This is a genomic window from Pseudomonas sp. D4002, assembly GCF_013385665.1.
GTDB lineage: Bacteria > Pseudomonadota > Gammaproteobacteria > Pseudomonadales > Pseudomonadaceae > Aquipseudomonas.
Genome location: NZ_JACAPN010000064.1, coordinates 18434 through 35209, shown reverse-complemented (window position 1 = coordinate 35209; position 16776 = coordinate 18434). Strand labels below are relative to the sequence as shown.

Here is a 16776-nt window from a genome sequence, read left to right as displayed (position 1 = left end):
GGGAGTGAGGGCACTCCGAGCCTAGGCGAGGAGCCGAGTGGTGGGGCAAGAGCGTTTTGCTTACTTTTGCGCTGTTCAAAAGTGAGCCGCTGTAAGAGCGGAACCAATACCAGCCATAACCGAAGAAACGGATATGTACTCCCGCCTAAGGATCCAACACCCCCCCGCTGTACCCCTCAGACAACCGCGTCCCGGTAAACTTGGCCACCACCGAACCCTGTGAAACCAGCCGCTCCCGATGCCCCGTCACCATCCGCCCGGTTTGCGCCGCATGCAGCACAACCTCAGAAGCCGGATCCCCAGGCCGCCGAATAATCCGCGCAAACCGCTCACCCTCTTCCACCTGTTCACCCAAACCTTTTTCAAACACCAACACCCCGGCACACGGTGCCAGGATGGTCTCCATGCAGCCCATGTCCACCACCTGCCCCCGCCATTGAGCAATCACCGGCGCCTCATCAATCACCCCACTGGCACAAAGCCAACCCCAGATCCCGTCGCCATCCTGCCCGGCCAGGGCATCACTCACATCCGCCTGCCCACGCAATTCAATCGTCGCCGCCAACCGCGGCTGCCCGTGATCAATGATGGTCTCCTCAAACGACCCATCACCACCCTCGTCCCAGACAATCACCACATCCACCTGCAACGCCGCCGCAAGCGCCCGGCCCGCGGGCCAAAAGCTGCGGTGGATGTAGAGATATGGCAGGGCTTCATCATCGGTGTGCAGGTCCAGCACCAGGTCAGCATCGGCGGCCAGTTGCACCAGGCTTTTCTGCCATTGCGCCAGGTTGCTGGCCGGCCGCTCCATGGCCAATGAATGATCAAACGCCCGGTTGAAATTCTGCCCGGTGGCTTCGTGAAACCGCCCCAACAACCGCCCCTGGCGAAACTGGCCAATGCCAAACGGGTTGGCCTGGGGCACCACCGTCACCGTGCCCTTGAGCCGGCCCTGATCCTGGCAGGCCTGCAAACGCGGCAGCAGTTGATGCAACACCAGCATTCCGGCGATTTCATCGGCATGCACACCGGCCTGCAGGTGCACCCGAGGGCCGTCGCCGTCACCCTCGAAGCGCCAGGCGCCAATGTGCAGGGTGTTCCCGGAATCCCCGGGGACTTGCCACGAAAGGTCTTTTGCCATGCCGTTGCCCTCCTCTTGTTGGTTCTGCAGGTATATATTGAACACACGTTCAACCATGTATCTTCACCGAGGGTGTGCCTGTGGCCGAAGACCGTCGCGACCTGTTGATTGCCGCCACCCTCACCAGCCTCGCCCGTGACGGGCATGCCGGCATTTCCGTGCGGCGCATCGCCGCTGAAGCCGGGGTTTCGGTGGGGTTGCTCAATCACCATTTCGGCAGCATCGATGCACTGATCGCCGAGACCTACCACAAACTCGCCAGCGAACTGACCACCGCCCTGTGGCAGGAAGTCGACCAGGCCGTGGGCCCTGCCGCGCGGCTCGATGCATTCCTCGCCGGCTCGTTTTCCTCGCGGGTCATGGACCCGAAACTGTTGGGCGTCTGGGTGGTGTTCTGGAGCCTGATCCGCCACTCGAACCACGTGAATGACTCCCATGAAAAAAGCTACCGCGCCTACCTCGACCTGATCCGCCAGTTGCTCGACGACCTGGCCGAGAGCGAAGGCTTCGTGATCCACGACACGCGCCTGGCCGCCATCGGCTTATCGGCGATGCTCGACGGACTCTGGCTCGAGTGGTGCCTCAACCCCGGCACCTTCAGCCCCGCCAACGGGCTGCACATCTGCCGTTGCTGGATACAGGGGCTGCGTCACGGAGCATTCGGCGCCGACCACATCCTGTGACACGGGGTGCCGGGCGCTGAGCATGGCCAGGGTGCCGCTGATGGCGATCAGCACGGCGCCGAAAATCAGCGACACGTCCATCACCGTGCCCCAGACCAGGCTCGACAGCAGGAACGCCCAGATCAAACCAGTGTATTCAAACGGCGCCAGCAGCGTCGCCGTGGCCCGGCGGAAGCTCGCAAACAGCAGGAACTGGCCAATCCCGCCCACCAGCCCCGCGCCGAGCATGCCCAGCCATGCCGGGGTCGGCGATGGCGTGTGGGTCCAGGGCAGCGTCAGCGCCATGCAGATTACAAACACCACATTGGTGATCAGCATCTGCTCCAGCACCGAGGTGTTGTCGTCCACCTGGCGCAACTGGATATAGGTAAACGCCCAGCACAGTGCTGCCGCCAATGTCAGGGCGATTGGCAACGGATCGAGCATGTTGCTGGGGCGACAAGCGATCACCACGCCGACAAAGCCGATGATCAGCGAAATCCACTGGCCGCGACTGGCGCGCTCCTTGAGGATCAATGCCGCGAGCAACGTGACCATGATCGGTGCGGAAAAATACAGCGTGGTCATTTCCGCCAGGGTCAGGTCTCTGGCGGCGGTGTAGTACAGCAGCCAGGCCAGCAGCGACAGCAGGCCGCGGATGATCAACAGCTTGCGGCTGACCGAGTGCCAGGCTCGCTTGAGCAAACCCATTCGCCCGGCGATCACGCACGCGGCGACCACCACCAGGCTGCGCCAGAACAGGATGGTGAACACTGAATAGTCGGCCACCAGCCATTTGATCCCGGCGTCCTGCAGCGCCAGGAACGCATAGGCCAGCGAGCACAGGGCAATCCCTTGCAACGAGCGATCGGTTTTCATCCGGCAGACCTGCGCAACGGTGTGCCGCGTCGCTCGGCAATGGCGTACAGGGCTTCAATCAAAAAGGTCAGGCACAGGTAGACCCCGGCCACCAGCAGCAGCGGCTGGTAGATCTGCAAGGTCTGGGCGCGTACCACGTTGGCGGCGCCAAGCAGGTCGACCACGGCAATGGTCGAGGCCAGCGCCGTGGACTTGAGCAGCATCACCGTCTCCCCCGCCAGGGTCGGCAGCAGCAGGCGCATGGCCCGTGGCAGGCGCACCCGCAACAGTGCCTGGCGTGGCGTCATGCCGAACGCCGAGGCGGCTTCCATTTCACCCTTGGGCACGGCCAGCAGCCCGCCGCGAATCACTTCACCGACGTACGCGCCCACCGACAACACCAGGGCGAACACGATGTACCAGTAACCGTCCCGCAGGAACGGCCAGAGGAAACTCCCGCGAATCATCGGGAACTGGGCAAACAGGCTGCCCAGGCCGTAATAGAAGATGTAGATCTGGATCAGCAACGGCGTGCCCCGCAGCACACTGGTGTAGCCCAGTGCGCAACGGGCCAGCCACTTGCGCCGGGACAGCCGCGCCAGCGCTACCAGCACCGCCAGGGCGAAGCCGAGCACTGCCGAGATCACCAGCAGCGACAGCGTCGTCTGCAAGCCCTTGGCGATCAGTCCTGCGTAATAACTTATCCACTCAGGCATGTGCGGCTCACTCGACAACCGGCATCCAGCGACGAATACGTCGCTCCAGGCGCCCGGACAGGTAGTTGGAGGCCAGTGTCACCAGGTAATACAAGGCGGCGGCCGTGAGGTAGAACAACAGGTAATGCCGGGTCGAGCCCGCCGCCTGTTTGGCGGTGTACAGCAGTTCGTTGGTGCCCACTACGCTGATCAGCGCGCTGTCCTTGATCAGATTGATCCACAGGTTGGACATCCCCGCCAGGGCGTATGGCGCCATGATCGGCAGGGTCACCCGACGGAACAGGCCAAAGCCGCTCAAGCCAAACGCCCGCGCCGCTTCGATCTGGCCATGGGGAATCGCGAGGATCGCCGCGCGAAAAATCTCCGAGGCGTACGCGCCTTGCACCAGCCCCAGTACCAGGACCGCTACCAGCGGGCCGCTGATGTTGAACTGCGCAAACCCCAGCCACAGCATCAATGCGTTGAGGCCCATCGAGCCGGCGTAATACAGCAGCAGGATCAGCAGCAACTCGGGCACCGCGCGAAACACCGTGGTGTAGCCGCGCATCAGCATGGCTATCGGGCGCGGTGCACTGAGCTTGGCGCAGGCCACCACCAGGCCGATCAGCAGCCCCACCGCAAACGAGCCGGCGGAGATCTGCAGGGTCATCCAAAGCCCTTTGAGCAGTGCATTGCCCCAGCCTTGTTCGCTGAAGTTGAGTAGATCGAACATCGCTGCTCCCTATTTCGATGACACGCAATGACCCTGTGACGAGGGAGCTTGCTGTGGCGAGGGAGCTTGCTCCCGCTGGACTGCGTAGCAGGCCCATTGTTTGGGGGCGCTTCGCACCCCAGCGGGAGCAAGCTCCCTCGCCACAAGCACTCTCTTTCTACCGGATTAGTTTGTGTAGGGGCTGTCACATACCTTGCTGACGTACGCCGGGGTGTCGGCGCGTTTGCACGGGCTGACCGATACCCCAAACACGCTCTGGGACAGGTCGGCGTAGTCCTTGCTCACCAGCAACTCACCGATGGCCTTGTCGAGCCGGGCCTTGAGTTCGGTGTCTTCCTTGCGCAGGCCAGCCCCCACGCCGCGGCCGATGATCGGGTCATAAGGCACTTCGGCGATTTCGGCCAGGCCCTGGGCCTCAGGGGTCTTGACCATCATGGCGATGGCGACGCCGTCGGCCATCATCAGGTCGGTGCGCCCGGCAATCAGGTCGGCGTTGGCCGATTCCTGGGTATCGTAGTACTTCAGGTCAGCAATGTTCTCGTAGTACTTCTTCAGGTAGTTGGCGCTGACCGTAGAGATCTGCACGCCGATGATCTTGCCCTTCAGCCCTGCCGGCGAGACTTCGACCGTGGTGCCCTTGGGGCCGGCAATGCCCAGCAGCGAATCGTAGTAGGCGCGGCTGAAGGCGATCTGTTTTTCGCGCTCTTCGGTGACCGACATCGAGGAGAAAATCACGTCGATTTTCTTCGCCAGCAGTGACGGAATAATCCCGTCCCAGGCCACTTCCTTGATCTGGCACTCAGCCTTCATCAAGCCGCAGAGCTTATGGATCAGGTCGACTTCAAAGCCCGTCCACTCACCATTGCCGCCCTTCACCGTGAACGGTGGGTAGGGTTCTGCCGCCACCGCGAACACAATGGGTTTCTCCGCCGCCAACGCAGTGCCTGCCGCCAGCATCAACACAGCACTGCTCAACCACTTTGCCAATCGTTTGGATTTCATGATCTTGCCCCGTCTTTTTTTGGAGTTAGCGAGTTTGATGCGCGTTGACGAACTGCCGGCAACGTTCACTGCGTGGGTCGATAAACACCGAGTCCGGCGAGCCGGTTTCCTCGATCAGGCCTTGATGCAAAAACGCGACTTTGGATGACACATCCCGGGCGAACGCCATTTCATGGGTCACCAGGATCATGGTGCGGCCCTCTTCGGCCAGGGAGCGAATCACCCGCAGGACTTCGCCCACCAGCTCCGGGTCGAGGGCCGAGGTGGGTTCGTCGAACAGCATGACTTTGGGGCGCATGGCCAGGGCTCGGGCGATGGCCACCCGCTGCTGCTGGCCGCCGGAGAGGAACGCCGGGTATTCATTGCGCTTGGCGGCCAGGCCAACCCGGTCGAGCAAGGCTTCGGCGCGCTCGATGGCTTCGGCCCGGCTTTCGCGCAGCACCTGGATCGGCGCTTCGATCAGGTTCTCCAGCACAGTGCGATGGGGCCACAAGTTGAAGTTCTGGAACACCATGCCGAGTGTCGAGCGAATCCGCACCAGTTGCCTGGCGTCGGCCACCAGCGGTGCGCCGGGCCGGCCGTAGTTGAGCTTGATGCTTTCACCGTCGACGTGGATGCCGCCCTGGTCCGGCACTTCGAGCATGTTGATGCAGCGCAGCAAGGTACTTTTGCCCGAGCCGCTGGCGCCGATCAGCGAGATCACCTCGCCTTCGTGGGCGGTCAGGGAGATGCCCTTGAGCACCTCGATATTGCCAAAGCGTTTATGCAGGTCGAGCACCTCGATCATCTTCTTCGCAGCCACCGGCTGTACGCTGATGATTTTCGCCGCAGGCTCGATTCGCGGTTCTCCGGCGAGCTTGGCGACGAAGCGGCTGATACGTTCACAGGCTTCGGCCAGTCGCGCTTCACCCAGGGTAAACGACAGCCGCACAAACCCCTGGGCCGGTTCGCCGAAGGCCGCGGCATCCAGCACGGAAACCCCTGCTTCGCGGAACAGCCGCCAGGCGAAATCCAAGGAGCCGAGGCCGGTGTCCCGCACATCCACCAACACGAACATGCCTGCCTGCGGGGCCCGCACGTGAATGCCCGGGCAACCGCCGAGACCTGCTACCACCAGGTCGCGGCGGCGGCGGTAGGTTTCGCGCATGCCCTGGGTGACTTCATCGTGGGCCAGCACGGCGGCGGTCGCGGCTTCCATCACGAACCCCGGCAAGCCGTAGAGCATGCTCAATACCAGGGTTTCCGCGTGGGCCACCATCGCAGGCGCGGCGACGATCCAGCCGATGCGCCAGCCGGTCATGGCATGGGACTTGGACAGGCTGCCGATCACGATGCAGCGATCGGCCATGCCCGGCAACGCGGCCAGGCTATGGTATTCGCCATCGAACACCAGGCTTTCGTAGACCTCGTCCACCACTACCCACAGTTCATGCTCGATCGCCAGGTCGGCGATCACCTGCAATTCCTGAGGGTTGAGGACAACGCCGGTGGGATTGTTGGGGTTGGAGAAGAAGATCGCCCGGGTGCGAGGCGTAATGGCGGCAGCCAGCAGTGCCGGGTCGAGGCGAAAGCCCGAGTCGGCGGAACACGGCACCCGCACCAGCGTTGCGCCGCTGGCCTTGAGGGTCGCTTCGTAGGTGACGTACATCGGGTCGAGCACGATCACTTCATCACCGGCCTGCAACAGGCACAGCGAGGTGACGAACAAGGCGTTCTGGGCACCGGCCACGGTGATGACGTTTTCAGCGTCGAGCGGGCGAGCCAGGGACTGGCTGTAGCGCGCGGCGATGGCATCGCGCAGTGCCGGGCGGCCGGGGATTTCGGTGTAGTGGGTGTCGCCCTGGCGCAGGGCCTCGACGGCGGCGTCGGTGATGAACGAGGGTGTGGCGAAATCCGGATCGCCCACACTCAGGATAATGATGTCTTCGCCTTTGCTGCTGGCCTGGAAGGCGGCGTGGTGGATGTCCCAGGCGGCTACGCCCTGCCCTGCAATTCGCTCGACAAAAGGTGAAAACCGCATGCCAGTGCCTCTCGTTCAATCAGAAAAAGCGCAAGCCCGCCTGTTACCAGGCAGGGGGTGCAGCCAACATAATTGAAACTGAACACTCGTTCAACGGCAAACTTCACCGGATGTCGTTAACAGCTAAAACAGGTCGTTGTGGTGGTTTGCCCATCAGGTTGCATTGGCGGTCCTGCAGTTCTTCGGCGGAGGCCAGGTTCCATTCCTTGAGCGTCAACCGCGTGGTCAACAGTACGAAGTTGCCGTTCGCCGCTGGTGCCAACAGCAAGCTGTAACTGGCCATGGCGTCGCCCTGGGCCTGCACGTAGTCATTCAGGATGGCCAATGGGTCGCGCAGGTCGAATTCCACCGCCGACAACGTACGGGCACTGTAGGTATGCCCCTGCAGTTTTACCGGCAGGGTTTGCCAGTGCTCGTCGAGGGTTGCCGCGCGTTCGTTGAGGGTGTTGAAAATGTCAGGGCGCAGGCAGGCGATATGAATGTGCAACTGGTTTTGCGTGCGGCCATACCGCGAGTTGATCGCCAGGGATACATAACGGTCGGCAATCGGTGTTTGCAGGCCGGCCGAGAGTACATCGTGGTGTTTCCAGGCCTGGGCAAAGTAATGCGGCAACAAGTCCCGGACCAGCGCGACGTCTTCGATTCCGGTGACTTTATCGGTGGGGATCAGTAAGTCCTGGTACGGGCCGTTGATGTCCTTGAGCAGCGCGAACCCCTTGTCCGGATCAACCTCGAGGCAGGGGCGCGGATTCTGGTGCTGGTTCTGGTCGGGCACGCATTGACGGCTGACGATCTGCCACAGCACATCGGGATTGCCGCGCCATTTCCAGGCGGCTGCCACCGCCACCACACACAGCAAACCACCCATGATCTTGAACAAGGGACCGCGCTTCATGCCAAAAACCTCAACGCCAAAGGAATGTCTTTTGTTGTTTTGCAGCTGCAAGACATCCCTGTCGCAAAGGTTAACGCTGGGCCGGGGCCATGAACTCCGGCCCTACCGGGTCTTTTATCGTGCTGGCCAGAATACGGTCGATATGTTGCAGGTCGTCGGCCGTGAGCTGCCAGCCGAACGCATCTTCAACGCCTTTGAGCTGCTCCGGCCGGCGGGCGCCCCACAGTGCAACCGTGGGGCCTTGGTCCAGCACCCAGCGCAACGCCAGGGCCAGCACAGACTTGCCGTGGCATTCGCGAGCGTACACGTCCAATGCCGCGACCGCCGCCAGGTACTGCTCAAAGCGTGGCGCCTTGAATTTCGGGTCGAGCTTGCGCACGTCATCCCCGGTAAAACCCGTGGCCGCGTGCATGCTGCCGCTCAACAAACCCCGGCACAGCGAACCGTAAGCCAAAACCACCAGTGAATTTTGCTTGGCGTACGGCAGGATATCGCTGTCGATCGCCCGCTCAAACAGGTTGTAGGGCGGCTGCACGGTGTCCAGGTGCGTGTACTGGCGGAAATCGTCCATTTGCGCAGGCGAATAATTGCTCACCCCCACGGCAAGGATCTTGCCTTCACGGCGCAGTTTTTCCAGCTCGCCGGCGGTTTCCTCCTGGGCTACCAACGGGTCGGGCCAGTGAATCTGGTAGAGGTCGATGTAGTCGGTTTCGAGGCGCAGCAGTGAGTCTTCGATTTCCTTGCGGATACGTCGGGCCGTGGCATTGCGGCGCACCGTGCCGTCGTCCCATTGCAACCCGGCCTTGGTGGCGATCACCGCCGTGTGGCGTACACCGCGCAGGGCCCGGCCGATCAGTTCTTCCGACAGCCCAAGGCCGTAGACCGGCGCACTGTCGATAAAGTTGATGCCGCTGGCCAGCGCATGGCGAATGGTCTTGACCGAGACCTCATTATCGGCGCCGCCCCACATCGAGCCACCCATGGACCAGGTGCCCAGGGCAATCCGCGAGACGGCCTTGTCGATGCCCGGGATCTTGATGGTTTCGATACTCATGAAAAAGCCTCCGCCAGAAACAATCAGTAAAAAAACGATTACTCTAGATCATCCGTGGTTGAATCGGGCTCAACGCCGCGTGCAACCCAAACCCCATAAAAGGTGCTTGATATGGCTGCGTTCAACCGCTCCGAGTTGGCCGACCTGAATGTTTTCATGGCGATCATCCGTCGCCGCAGTTTCCGGCATGCCGCCAATGAACTTGGCGTCACCACCTCGGCCCTGAGCCACACCATGCGCAACCTGGAAACGCGCCTGGGGGTCAAATTGCTGTATCGCACCAGCCGCGCCGTAGAGCCTACCGATGCCGGCGTGGTACTGGCGGAAAAACTCAGTGCCGGCTTTGCGACGATCCAGGACGGCCTCGACACCCTCGAACTGTACCGCGAGGCGCCGATTGGCCGCCTGCGCCTGAACGTACCCCGGGATGCCGCGGTGCTGCTGATTTCGCCGGTGCTCGGCGAGTTCACCCGCACCTACCCGCAACTGCGCCTGGACGTGATGATCGAGGACCGCATGCTCGACATCGTCGCAGAGGGCTACGACGCAGGAATCCGCTATGGCGCCACGGTGCCCCAGGACATGGTGGCCGTGCCGCTGACCGGCGAGCTGCGCTGGATCATGGTCGCCTCCCCGGCCTACCTCGTACAGGCAGGGACACCTGCAGTGCCCAGGGACTTGCTCACGCACTCCTGTGTACGCATGTACCTGGGCGACAAGACCACCTACAAATGGGAACTGGGCAATGGCGTACGCCAGCAGCGGCTCGATGTGCCCGGCCACTTCAGCGCGGCCGACACCCAGACCATCGTTGATGCGGCCCTGCAAGGCGTGGGTATCGCCTACTGCCTGGAGAATCGCGTGCTGGCGGAACTGGCCGACGGGCGCCTGTTGGAAGTGCTGCCCGACTGGGCCTGCATCGGCGCGCCGCTGTGCATGTACTACCCCAGCCGGCGTCAGTCGCAGCCGGGATTGCGCCAGCTGATCGACATGATTCGGCTGAGGACCGCGGCGCACCCTTAGCATGGGCGCGTAAAACGCCGTATCAATCTGCATGCCAGTGGAATGGAATCGCTGAGGGGGCATCGGGTACGAAGAGTTACACCCGCTGGAGCGAAGCGCTGCTTGGGTGTACTCGATAAATTACCGGATCCCCCTCCTATGACAATTGCTCCTACTCAGGCTACGGCTTCTTTTATTCCTTTGAGCGCACCTGACAAGCCGCTTCCCCCGGCGCGGCTCCAGGCCGCAGCGCCGGAAAATGCCGCGCCAGGCTCCCCCGGGACCAGGATCCCCAGCCCGCGTGCCGATGCCGACGGTGAACTGGCAGGCCAGGTAGCCAGCGCGCTGCGTCAGGTCAAGGGCGACGGCCATGATGACACGATCATGGTCGAGAACATTCCGCCGAACTCAACGTTCGGGCAGTGGTGGTCGCAGTTGGGGCGTGCCATGGAGTCCCCGCAAGTCCGTGACTGGATGAGGGAAAACGGGATAAACCCCAATTCAGTGATGATTGACCCCAATACCGGGAAGATCACCTACCAGCGCAGGCCCTCCGCCGCCGCGCAACCCAACGGCCCCGATGACAAAGGCTGGGCGCAGGTGGGCGCACAGGTCAGGGACGCCGCACGCGTTATCGGCGACGGTAACCCGATCCCCTTCAAACCGCCGCTCTCCCAAAACAGCAACAGTGCCCCCCTGTGGTTGGTGAGCCAATTCTACAAAGAGCAAGAACATATCCTGCCGGATCATGCCCACGAGCGTGCAGATGAGTTGGCGCGCGACAAAGCTTTTACCGGCGTGAGCGGCCCGCGTTTTGCGGACCTGCACGAAACCCGTGGTGAGGATGAGGTTGAGCGCCAGAAAGCCCTGGTGGGCAATACCCAGACGCTGAACACCGTGGGGCGTGAACTCAATTACCTGCTTGAGCGGATTCGATCGGGCAGCATTGGGAGCGGTGACGTTCTCGACTACCTGCAAAAGAATAAAGTCGAGCTTCACCCCGACAGCGCTTACCGCCAGGTCGGGAGCACCGACTCAGGGAGCACCATTAGCCTCAAGGAATTCCTTGAGATCAATGGCTGGGACGTGCCAACCACGCCCGAGGAGGTGGAGAACCTGACGAATTATCTGCTCAGGCCTGAACTCCAGGCGCCGCTCCATGGCAATTATGGCGGTGCGCTGGAATGGCAGCCCCCGCTTGCGCCCGAGGCGGCGAATCAGCTGCGGTCCGACCTGCGCCGCGGCAAGATCGGCGACGTTGATTTGAACGGCGCCAGGAACGTAGTGGAATACCTCATGCAGGGCAAGTCGTTCACGCCTTCCGAGCTGGCTGACCCGCAGCGGGTGCTCGACTCGCTGATCCGCTCCCCCAAGGGCAAGGCGTTGGGCGAGGCCCTCCAGGCAAAATTTGACGCGCAGTCCATCAAAGGCAGTGCCACTGATTGGCTGTTGGCAGCCATGAGTGTGGACAAAGACAACTCGTTCCGCGCGACAGACCCCAGGTCCAGGCATCACATCGCCGGTTTTGCCGTGACCGGGAACAGTACCTGGGGCAAACCCGCATCCGGTATCGTCAGCCGGTTGGCCGAACATCTTGTCAGCACCGGCAAGGCATCGTCACCCGAGGCAGCGGCGCTACAAGCGCATCTGCTGCTCTCCACCCGCGCTCCGGAGTTCCTGGTTAAAGACATCCCGGACCAGGTCACCCCGGGTTCACATAGTTGGGTCAGTTTTGTCACCGCGGTAGAACGCATCGAAGCGAAGTCTCCGGGTTCAACCGCAGGGATGTCCTATGGGCAGGTCATGCTCCACGCTGAGGTCGCGCCGGTCTCCGCCCAGGAGCGTTATGTCGAATATGCCGCCCAGCAAGAGGCGCTCAAGGATTGGGGAAGCGCGAACGGTATGCCGTATCCGGTGACCGAAGGCCAAATGAATGATGTACGCGATGCATTCGATGCGCAGATCACCGAGCTGAGCGCGGCCAGTCAAACACAGAGCATGCCGATGCCATTACGCAAGGAAATGGCCCTGGAGCAATTGCGCAAAGCCCTGCCGGGCATGGATACGGCAACCCTGGAAGACAAGAGCATCACGCTGGAACCCGCCCATAGCGATTTCCCGGGGCCTTATTCGATCCTCGACTTGTATATGAAGGACGCGCTTCACCATCGACCTGGCGTCGAAGAACCACCGGCCGTAGGGGTACTTGGAATTGGGCCCCCGCCCCCCGCTGACAATCATTGGGTGACCTCATCCAGTACGTTGAACCTCAGCGAGGTGCTGGAAAAAACCAAAGACCTGCCAAGTATGCCGAACGTGTTCCAGGACGCGTTCGGGGAATACGCCGACGGCATCGAAAAAAGCGTCGCGACCCAGGTCAAGTGGATGGTTTCGCGGCTCCCTGAAGAAGACCGTAAAAACCTGGAATACGGCGAAATCACAGTGGTCAGGGAAGTCGACGTCGATAAGGACAACTTTGGCAAGGAAACCCGCAAGCGGGTGCCCGACGACAATTGCCTGCTGGTGAAAACCAGGCGCAACAACCAGGTGCACATCTACGAAATCAATCTCAGGACCGCAAAGATTACCGAGCGTACGGACCTGGGTGACTTCACGGCAGGCAAACAGCCTTCCAATCACACCCATTACCATAAAGACCTGGAAGAAGTCATACCTTCGGGCGAGTACGCACCCGGGTTGACGGATGAAAAAATCCAGGCCGCCAACCCCAAGAGCTTTGACAGTGCCCGAACGTCTTATATTGCCGATGCCATGGTGAAGGATGTTGATATTCGGTCATTCAAAAAAGAGGCCGAGGGGCTCACCACGCTTGATACCGAGGTTCCATTTTACAAGAAAGTCAATGAATTCCTCCTCAACCTGATCCCCTTGAGGTCGGCAATCGTCAACTTTCAAAACGGCAACATCGGCGAAGGTGTCGGCGACCTGGCCCTGGATATATTTGGGTTTGCCGTGGGCCTCGGTGCGGCAGCCAGGGGGGCCAAGGCCGTGGCCGCCGGCGCATCGGCTTTCAGCAAGTTCGCCCAGGGCGCGAAGATTGTCGGGCGCGCGGCGCTGGGGAGTTTCAATCCGTTGAGCGGAGCTGATGATCTGGCCCGGAGTGCATTGAAGCTGGGGCGCACCACGCTGACCGCTGGACGTAACGGCGTCAATCATCTGCGTGGCGCCTTGCGCAGTGTCGACCTGACGTCACTGGCGAAAAAGCCCGGCATTGCCGAAGGCACTTACAAGGCGGCCAATGCGACCGAAGAAGCCAAGGTGTTTGCGAAGTTTGATGACGCCACCGGTAATTGGCACGCCTTGAATGTGAAAACCAGACAGCCCTTTGGCGAGCCGCTGGAAAATTTCAAAGCTGACGCCGTGCCGGTAGAAGCGCTTCGCGACAAACTGGAGAAGCTCCATGCCAAAACGGGATACACCGGGACAATCTGCTACGAAAAAACCATGTTCGTCGGGATGGCAGACAATGCACTCCCGTTGAAAACTCGCGAGGCCGTGCTGGGCAGTGTGGTCAGGAGCGGGGATTCCAATTACACGCAACGCTACAAGGATCTGATGGGTATTACTGTCGAGAATACCAGCGCCGTATTCAGGCCCGCGGACATTACCGAATCAGGCGTTATCAACTTCATGAGCAATAAAGCAGACGGCAATATCGTACACACCGCCTATATTCAAAAGAGCAGTGATGGAAAGCTCTATATCTACAACACCAACCAAGCCGGCCTGGACAAAGCCATGTTCGATGCCACTGGCACTCTTGATCAATCGGTCGGTGCAACGGTATTCAGTCTTGATAATGACGGGCTGCAAAAGTTTCTCGACTCGGGGTTCACCTTTTCCTTCACCCCAAACAGCACCCTCAATGCCAACGTAACACGCCTGGCGACCTGACAAACCGCGCATTGTCCGGGCAGGCAATGCGCGTTTTTTGAACCTCTCTCTCCCGGCAAACCTCAAACGTTCACACAGACCATGCCCGGGACTATTCAATGACCTTCATCCTATGGATGGCCGTACTGGGCGCGGTGTTGCTCACCCTCGCCCTCACCTCCTCCTACCTGCGCTGGATGCCGGTCACCACCTCGGCGGTGTGCCTGTTGCTCGGCGTGGGTATCGGCCCGCTGGGCATGGACCTGCTGCATCTGGACATCAAGGCCTCGGCCAGTTGGATGGAACACCTGACGGAAGTCGCGGTGCTGTTTTCGCTGTTCGTCAGCGGGCTGAAACTGCGTCTGCCCCTCAAGCACCGAACCTGGCGCATTGCGTTTGGCATGGCCGGGCCGGTGATGCTCTTGACCATCCTCGGGACGTGCCTGGTGCTGCATTGGCTGCTGGGGTTGTCGTGGGGGGTTTCACTGCTGGTGGGGGCGATCCTTGCGCCCACCGACCCGGTGCTCGCGGGCCTGGTGCAGGTCAATAACGCGCAGGATTATGACGCGCTGCGCTTCGGTCTTTCCGGTGAGGCAGGCTTGAACGACGGCACGGCCTTCCCGTTCGTGATCTTTGCGCTGATTTTCATGCAGCACGGCGGGTTCGACGGTGACTGGCTGGGCGGCTGGGTGCTGAAAAACCTGCTCTGGGCCGTACCTGCCGGGCTGCTCGTGGGCTACTGGATGGGGCGTGGCATCGGTCGCGTCACCCTGAAGATGCGTATCACCAATGCCGACAGCACCCTGTCACCGAATGACTACCTGACGCTGGCGCTGATCGCCCTCGCCTATGTGGTGGCCGAAGCCATCGGCGGCTACGGCTTCCTGTCGGTATTTGCCGCCGGCCTGGGGCTGCGCCAGGCCGAGTTCAAGTCCACCGGCAACTCACAAACCCCGGCGGAACATCTGGCACAGCCGGTGGTTGGCCACATGGAAGTTGAGCCGGAGCATGCGTTGCATGGCGATGTCGGGCAACTGCAGGACACGCAAATCGCCGCCGGGGTGATGATGGGCGACATGCTCGCCTTTGGTGGGCTGGTAGAGCGTTCGATGGAAGTGTTCCTGGTGACCTTGCTGGGCGTGGTGCTGATCAGCCATTGGGACTGGCGGGCGCTGGCGGTGGGGGCGGCGCTGTTTTGCGTGATTCGCCCCCTCAGCGTGCTGTCGATACCCTGGGGCGGCTTGCTGAATCGCCATCAGCGCGGGCTGGTGGGCTGGTTCGGGATTCGCGGGATCGGCAGCATCTACTACCTGTTCTATGCCATCAACCACGGGCTGGTGGGCACCAGCAGTGCGGTCGCGGTGAACCTGACGCTGTCAGTCATTGCCCTGAGCATCGTCGTTCATGGTCTCAGCACGCAGCCGATGCTGGCGTGGTATGAACGACGTGCCCAGGCACAACAATGACGTCTACTCCTGGTTTTCAGTGTTGCCGACGTCAGCGGCATCATCCAGGTCGTTAAGCGGTACTTCGGCATCATCCATCAATGAACCCGGGTCTTCATTGCCCGGGTCATTGAGTTCATCGTCTTCGTCTATTTCAACTGACATCACCGTCTCCTCTAACCGCCTTGGGTATCGATATCGGCATCGGTTTCAGGCTTGGGCTCGCGCTCGGGCTTGAAGTCTGGACTGTAGTCGTTTTCCTTGGCCTTGGGGTCGCTGGCAGGCGTCGGGTCTTTCGCCGCGTCGGCCGCGGTGCCGGGGGCCGGTTCGCCGCGGTCGATGGCGGGATCGTTACGGTTGCTGGTTTGCGGGTCGTTGTCTGTGCTCATGGCTCACCTCTGTTGGAAAACGCAGGCTGCGTAAAGGTAAGGTCCCGTGCGGGTCGGTGAAGTTCCAATTGCTTATGAGCCGGGGTTGTCCACCTGGATGTAAAACGCGTAGGCCCCCAGCATCACCCAGAACACCATGAACAGCCAGGGCGCGCGCATCGAGAACAACAGCGACTTGCGATAGCCCTTGTGGGACGACTCCATCTCACTGAACAGTGGCGACTCATCGTAGGCCAGGCCCATCACCGGCTCGCTGCGCAGCAGTTCGCTCTGCTTGTAATGCCAGTGGTCGATGATTTCGTAGGCCGCCCGAATCCCCGGCCAGGCGTTGAGGGAACTGAGAATGCCCAGGGTCGCCAGGAACACGGGCACCACCAGGGTGAACAGCTTGCCCCATTCAGGGTTCAGGTTGCCCATGCCGGACACGAAGGCGATTACCAGGAATGACTGGGCCGTGAGGTAGGCGTCGGTGCGGTTGGCCAGGATGCTGGTTTCGTACTGGATTTCACGCCGGTAAAAGTCGAGACGGTCCTTGGGCGAACCGAAAATCTTCGCGTTGTGTTCGCTGTGGTCGGTCAGGCTCGATTCCGGGGTGTCGGGTGAGATGATTCTGGGCACATCCGTGCTCCGTGCTGGCATTTGAAGCAGTTTAGAAGAACCGGGCTGGTGCAAAGTTCAAGTAATCAGTGCACCGTTTTGAGGCGATAGGGCCGCATCGGTGGCGCGGGAGCTTGGTGCCGCTGGACCGGGACAGCGCTTCGGTGCGCAGCGGTCTGGTTCCTTTTTGGGGCCGCTGCGCAGCCCAGCGGGAGCAAGCTCCCTCGCCACAAGGTGGATGGCACAGGCATTGCTTTAGTCCTTTATCTGCCCGGATACAGGAGCAATCGTTACCCCCCGACCCAGAGCCCACCCCAAAAGAAAGTAAGGACCAGGCCTGCTGGCACCATCAGCCACGGGCTCATAAAAAAATGCGTTTTCTAAAGCGG

14 protein-coding genes and 1 pseudogene are annotated in these 16776 nt (G+C 61.2%); 4 read left to right on the top strand and 11 right to left on the bottom strand.

Features of this window, described 5'->3' with window-relative positions; genetic code table 11:
- Nucleotides 1-145: 145 nt before the first annotated feature.
- On the bottom strand, nt 146-1141 hold the full coding sequence (locus HX824_RS31805; protein ID WP_177056052.1) for a succinylglutamate desuccinylase/aspartoacylase family protein: 996 nt from the start codon (nt 1139-1141) through the stop codon (nt 146-148).
- Between the two features lie 74 nt (nt 1142-1215).
- On the opposite strand from HX824_RS31805, the pseudogene HX824_RS32780 reads away from it, so the two are divergent.
- A pseudogene (locus tag HX824_RS32780) lies at nt 1216-1728 on the top strand (TetR family transcriptional regulator C-terminal domain-containing protein); the annotation flags it as partial.
- On the opposite strand, the gene HX824_RS31800 reads toward HX824_RS32780, so the two are convergent.
- The 7 genes from HX824_RS31800 to HX824_RS31770 all read right to left on the bottom strand — a co-directional run bounded on the left by HX824_RS31800 (nt 1684) and on the right by HX824_RS31770 (nt 9060).
- Nucleotides 1684-2682 (bottom strand): DMT family transporter, encoded by a 999-nt coding sequence (locus HX824_RS31800; protein ID WP_008433732.1) that lies wholly within the window; start codon nt 2680-2682, stop codon nt 1684-1686. The pseudogene HX824_RS32780 and the gene HX824_RS31800 overlap by 45 nt on opposite strands.
- Entirely contained in the window at nt 2679-3377 is a 699-nt protein-coding gene (locus HX824_RS31795; protein ID WP_003217050.1) for an ABC transporter permease, read from the bottom strand. The genes HX824_RS31800 and HX824_RS31795 overlap by 4 nt, the downstream gene beginning before the upstream one ends.
- A gap of 7 nt (nt 3378-3384) precedes the next feature.
- Complete coding sequence (locus HX824_RS31790; RefSeq protein WP_134326647.1) at nt 3385-4089, bottom strand: ABC transporter permease; 705 nt, start codon at nt 4087-4089, stop codon at nt 3385-3387.
- Nucleotides 4090-4254: 165 nt separating this feature from the next.
- A complete protein-coding gene (locus HX824_RS31785) occupies nt 4255-5091 on the bottom strand; it encodes a transporter substrate-binding domain-containing protein (RefSeq protein ID WP_087692319.1) in 837 nt (278 codons plus the stop codon).
- A gap of 25 nt (nt 5092-5116) precedes the next feature.
- Complete coding sequence (locus HX824_RS32830; RefSeq protein WP_177056050.1) at nt 5117-7111, bottom strand: aminotransferase class I/II-fold pyridoxal phosphate-dependent enzyme; 1995 nt, start codon at nt 7109-7111, stop codon at nt 5117-5119.
- A 103-nt stretch (nt 7112-7214) separates the two neighbouring features.
- Entirely contained in the window at nt 7215-8006 is a 792-nt protein-coding gene (locus tag HX824_RS31775; RefSeq protein ID WP_177056048.1) for a CDP-diacylglycerol diphosphatase, read from the bottom strand.
- Between the two features lie 70 nt (nt 8007-8076).
- A complete protein-coding gene (locus HX824_RS31770) occupies nt 8077-9060 on the bottom strand; it encodes an aldo/keto reductase (RefSeq protein WP_003217060.1) in 984 nt (327 codons plus the stop codon).
- 111 nt (nt 9061-9171) lie between these two features.
- On the opposite strand from HX824_RS31770, the gene HX824_RS31765 reads away from it, so the two are divergent.
- The 3 genes from HX824_RS31765 to HX824_RS31755 all read left to right on the top strand — a co-directional run bounded on the left by HX824_RS31765 (nt 9172) and on the right by HX824_RS31755 (nt 15422).
- On the top strand, nt 9172-10083 hold the full coding sequence (locus tag HX824_RS31765) for a LysR family transcriptional regulator (RefSeq protein ID WP_177056046.1): 912 nt from the start codon (nt 9172-9174) through the stop codon (nt 10081-10083).
- 138 nt (nt 10084-10221) lie between these two features.
- On the top strand, nt 10222-13977 hold the full coding sequence (locus HX824_RS31760) for a hypothetical protein (RefSeq protein ID WP_256347072.1): 3756 nt from the start codon (nt 10222-10224) through the stop codon (nt 13975-13977).
- Nucleotides 13978-14075: 98 nt separating this feature from the next.
- Nucleotides 14076-15422: a sodium:proton antiporter gene (locus HX824_RS31755; protein ID WP_177056044.1), complete on the top strand. Its 1347-nt coding sequence runs from the start codon at nt 14076-14078 to the stop codon at nt 15420-15422.
- Nucleotides 15423-15425: 3 nt separating this feature from the next.
- Here HX824_RS31755 and HX824_RS31750 read toward each other — a convergent pair whose 3' ends face one another.
- The 3 genes from HX824_RS31750 to HX824_RS31740 form a co-directional block, all read right to left on the bottom strand.
- Nucleotides 15426-15566, bottom strand: coding sequence for a hypothetical protein (locus HX824_RS31750; RefSeq protein ID WP_003217070.1), 141 nt, complete (start codon nt 15564-15566; stop codon nt 15426-15428).
- Nucleotides 15567-15577: 11 nt separating this feature from the next.
- Nucleotides 15578-15790, bottom strand: a complete 213-nt coding sequence (locus tag HX824_RS31745) for a hypothetical protein (protein ID WP_177056043.1) — start codon at nt 15788-15790, stop codon at nt 15578-15580.
- A 72-nt stretch (nt 15791-15862) separates the two neighbouring features.
- The gene (locus HX824_RS31740) at nt 15863-16408 is read right to left on the bottom strand and encodes a hypothetical protein (protein ID WP_003217074.1); all 546 of its coding nucleotides are present in this window, start codon (nt 16406-16408) and stop codon (nt 15863-15865) included.
- Nucleotides 16409-16776 lie beyond the last annotated feature (368 nt).

Excerpts from the sequence above, each read along its gene's own strand:
- HX824_RS31805 (WP_177056052.1), bottom strand. The coding sequence starts at position 1,141 with ATGGCAAAAGACCTTTCGTGGCAAGTCCCCGGGGATTCCGGGAACACC.
- HX824_RS31800 (WP_008433732.1), bottom strand. The coding sequence starts at position 2,682 with ATGAAAACCGATCGCTCGTTGCAAGGGATTGCCCTGTGCTCGCTGGCC.
- HX824_RS31795 (WP_003217050.1), bottom strand. The coding sequence starts at position 3,377 with ATGCCTGAGTGGATAAGTTATTACGCAGGACTGATCGCCAAGGGCTTG.
- HX824_RS31790 (WP_134326647.1), bottom strand. The coding sequence starts at position 4,089 with ATGTTCGATCTACTCAACTTCAGCGAACAAGGCTGGGGCAATGCACTG.
- HX824_RS31785 (WP_087692319.1), bottom strand. The coding sequence starts at position 5,091 with ATGAAATCCAAACGATTGGCAAAGTGGTTGAGCAGTGCTGTGTTGATG.
- HX824_RS32830 (WP_177056050.1), bottom strand. The coding sequence starts at position 7,111 with ATGCGGTTTTCACCTTTTGTCGAGCGAATTGCAGGGCAGGGCGTAGCC.
- HX824_RS31775 (WP_177056048.1), bottom strand. The coding sequence starts at position 8,006 with ATGAAGCGCGGTCCCTTGTTCAAGATCATGGGTGGTTTGCTGTGTGTG.
- HX824_RS31770 (WP_003217060.1), bottom strand. The coding sequence starts at position 9,060 with ATGAGTATCGAAACCATCAAGATCCCGGGCATCGACAAGGCCGTCTCG.
- HX824_RS31765 (WP_177056046.1), top strand. The coding sequence starts at position 9,172 with ATGGCTGCGTTCAACCGCTCCGAGTTGGCCGACCTGAATGTTTTCATG.
- HX824_RS31760 (WP_256347072.1), top strand. The coding sequence starts at position 10,222 with ATGACAATTGCTCCTACTCAGGCTACGGCTTCTTTTATTCCTTTGAGC.
- HX824_RS31755 (WP_177056044.1), top strand. The coding sequence starts at position 14,076 with ATGACCTTCATCCTATGGATGGCCGTACTGGGCGCGGTGTTGCTCACC.
- HX824_RS31750 (WP_003217070.1), bottom strand. The coding sequence starts at position 15,566 with ATGTCAGTTGAAATAGACGAAGACGATGAACTCAATGACCCGGGCAAT.
- HX824_RS31745 (WP_177056043.1), bottom strand. The coding sequence starts at position 15,790 with ATGAGCACAGACAACGACCCGCAAACCAGCAACCGTAACGATCCCGCC.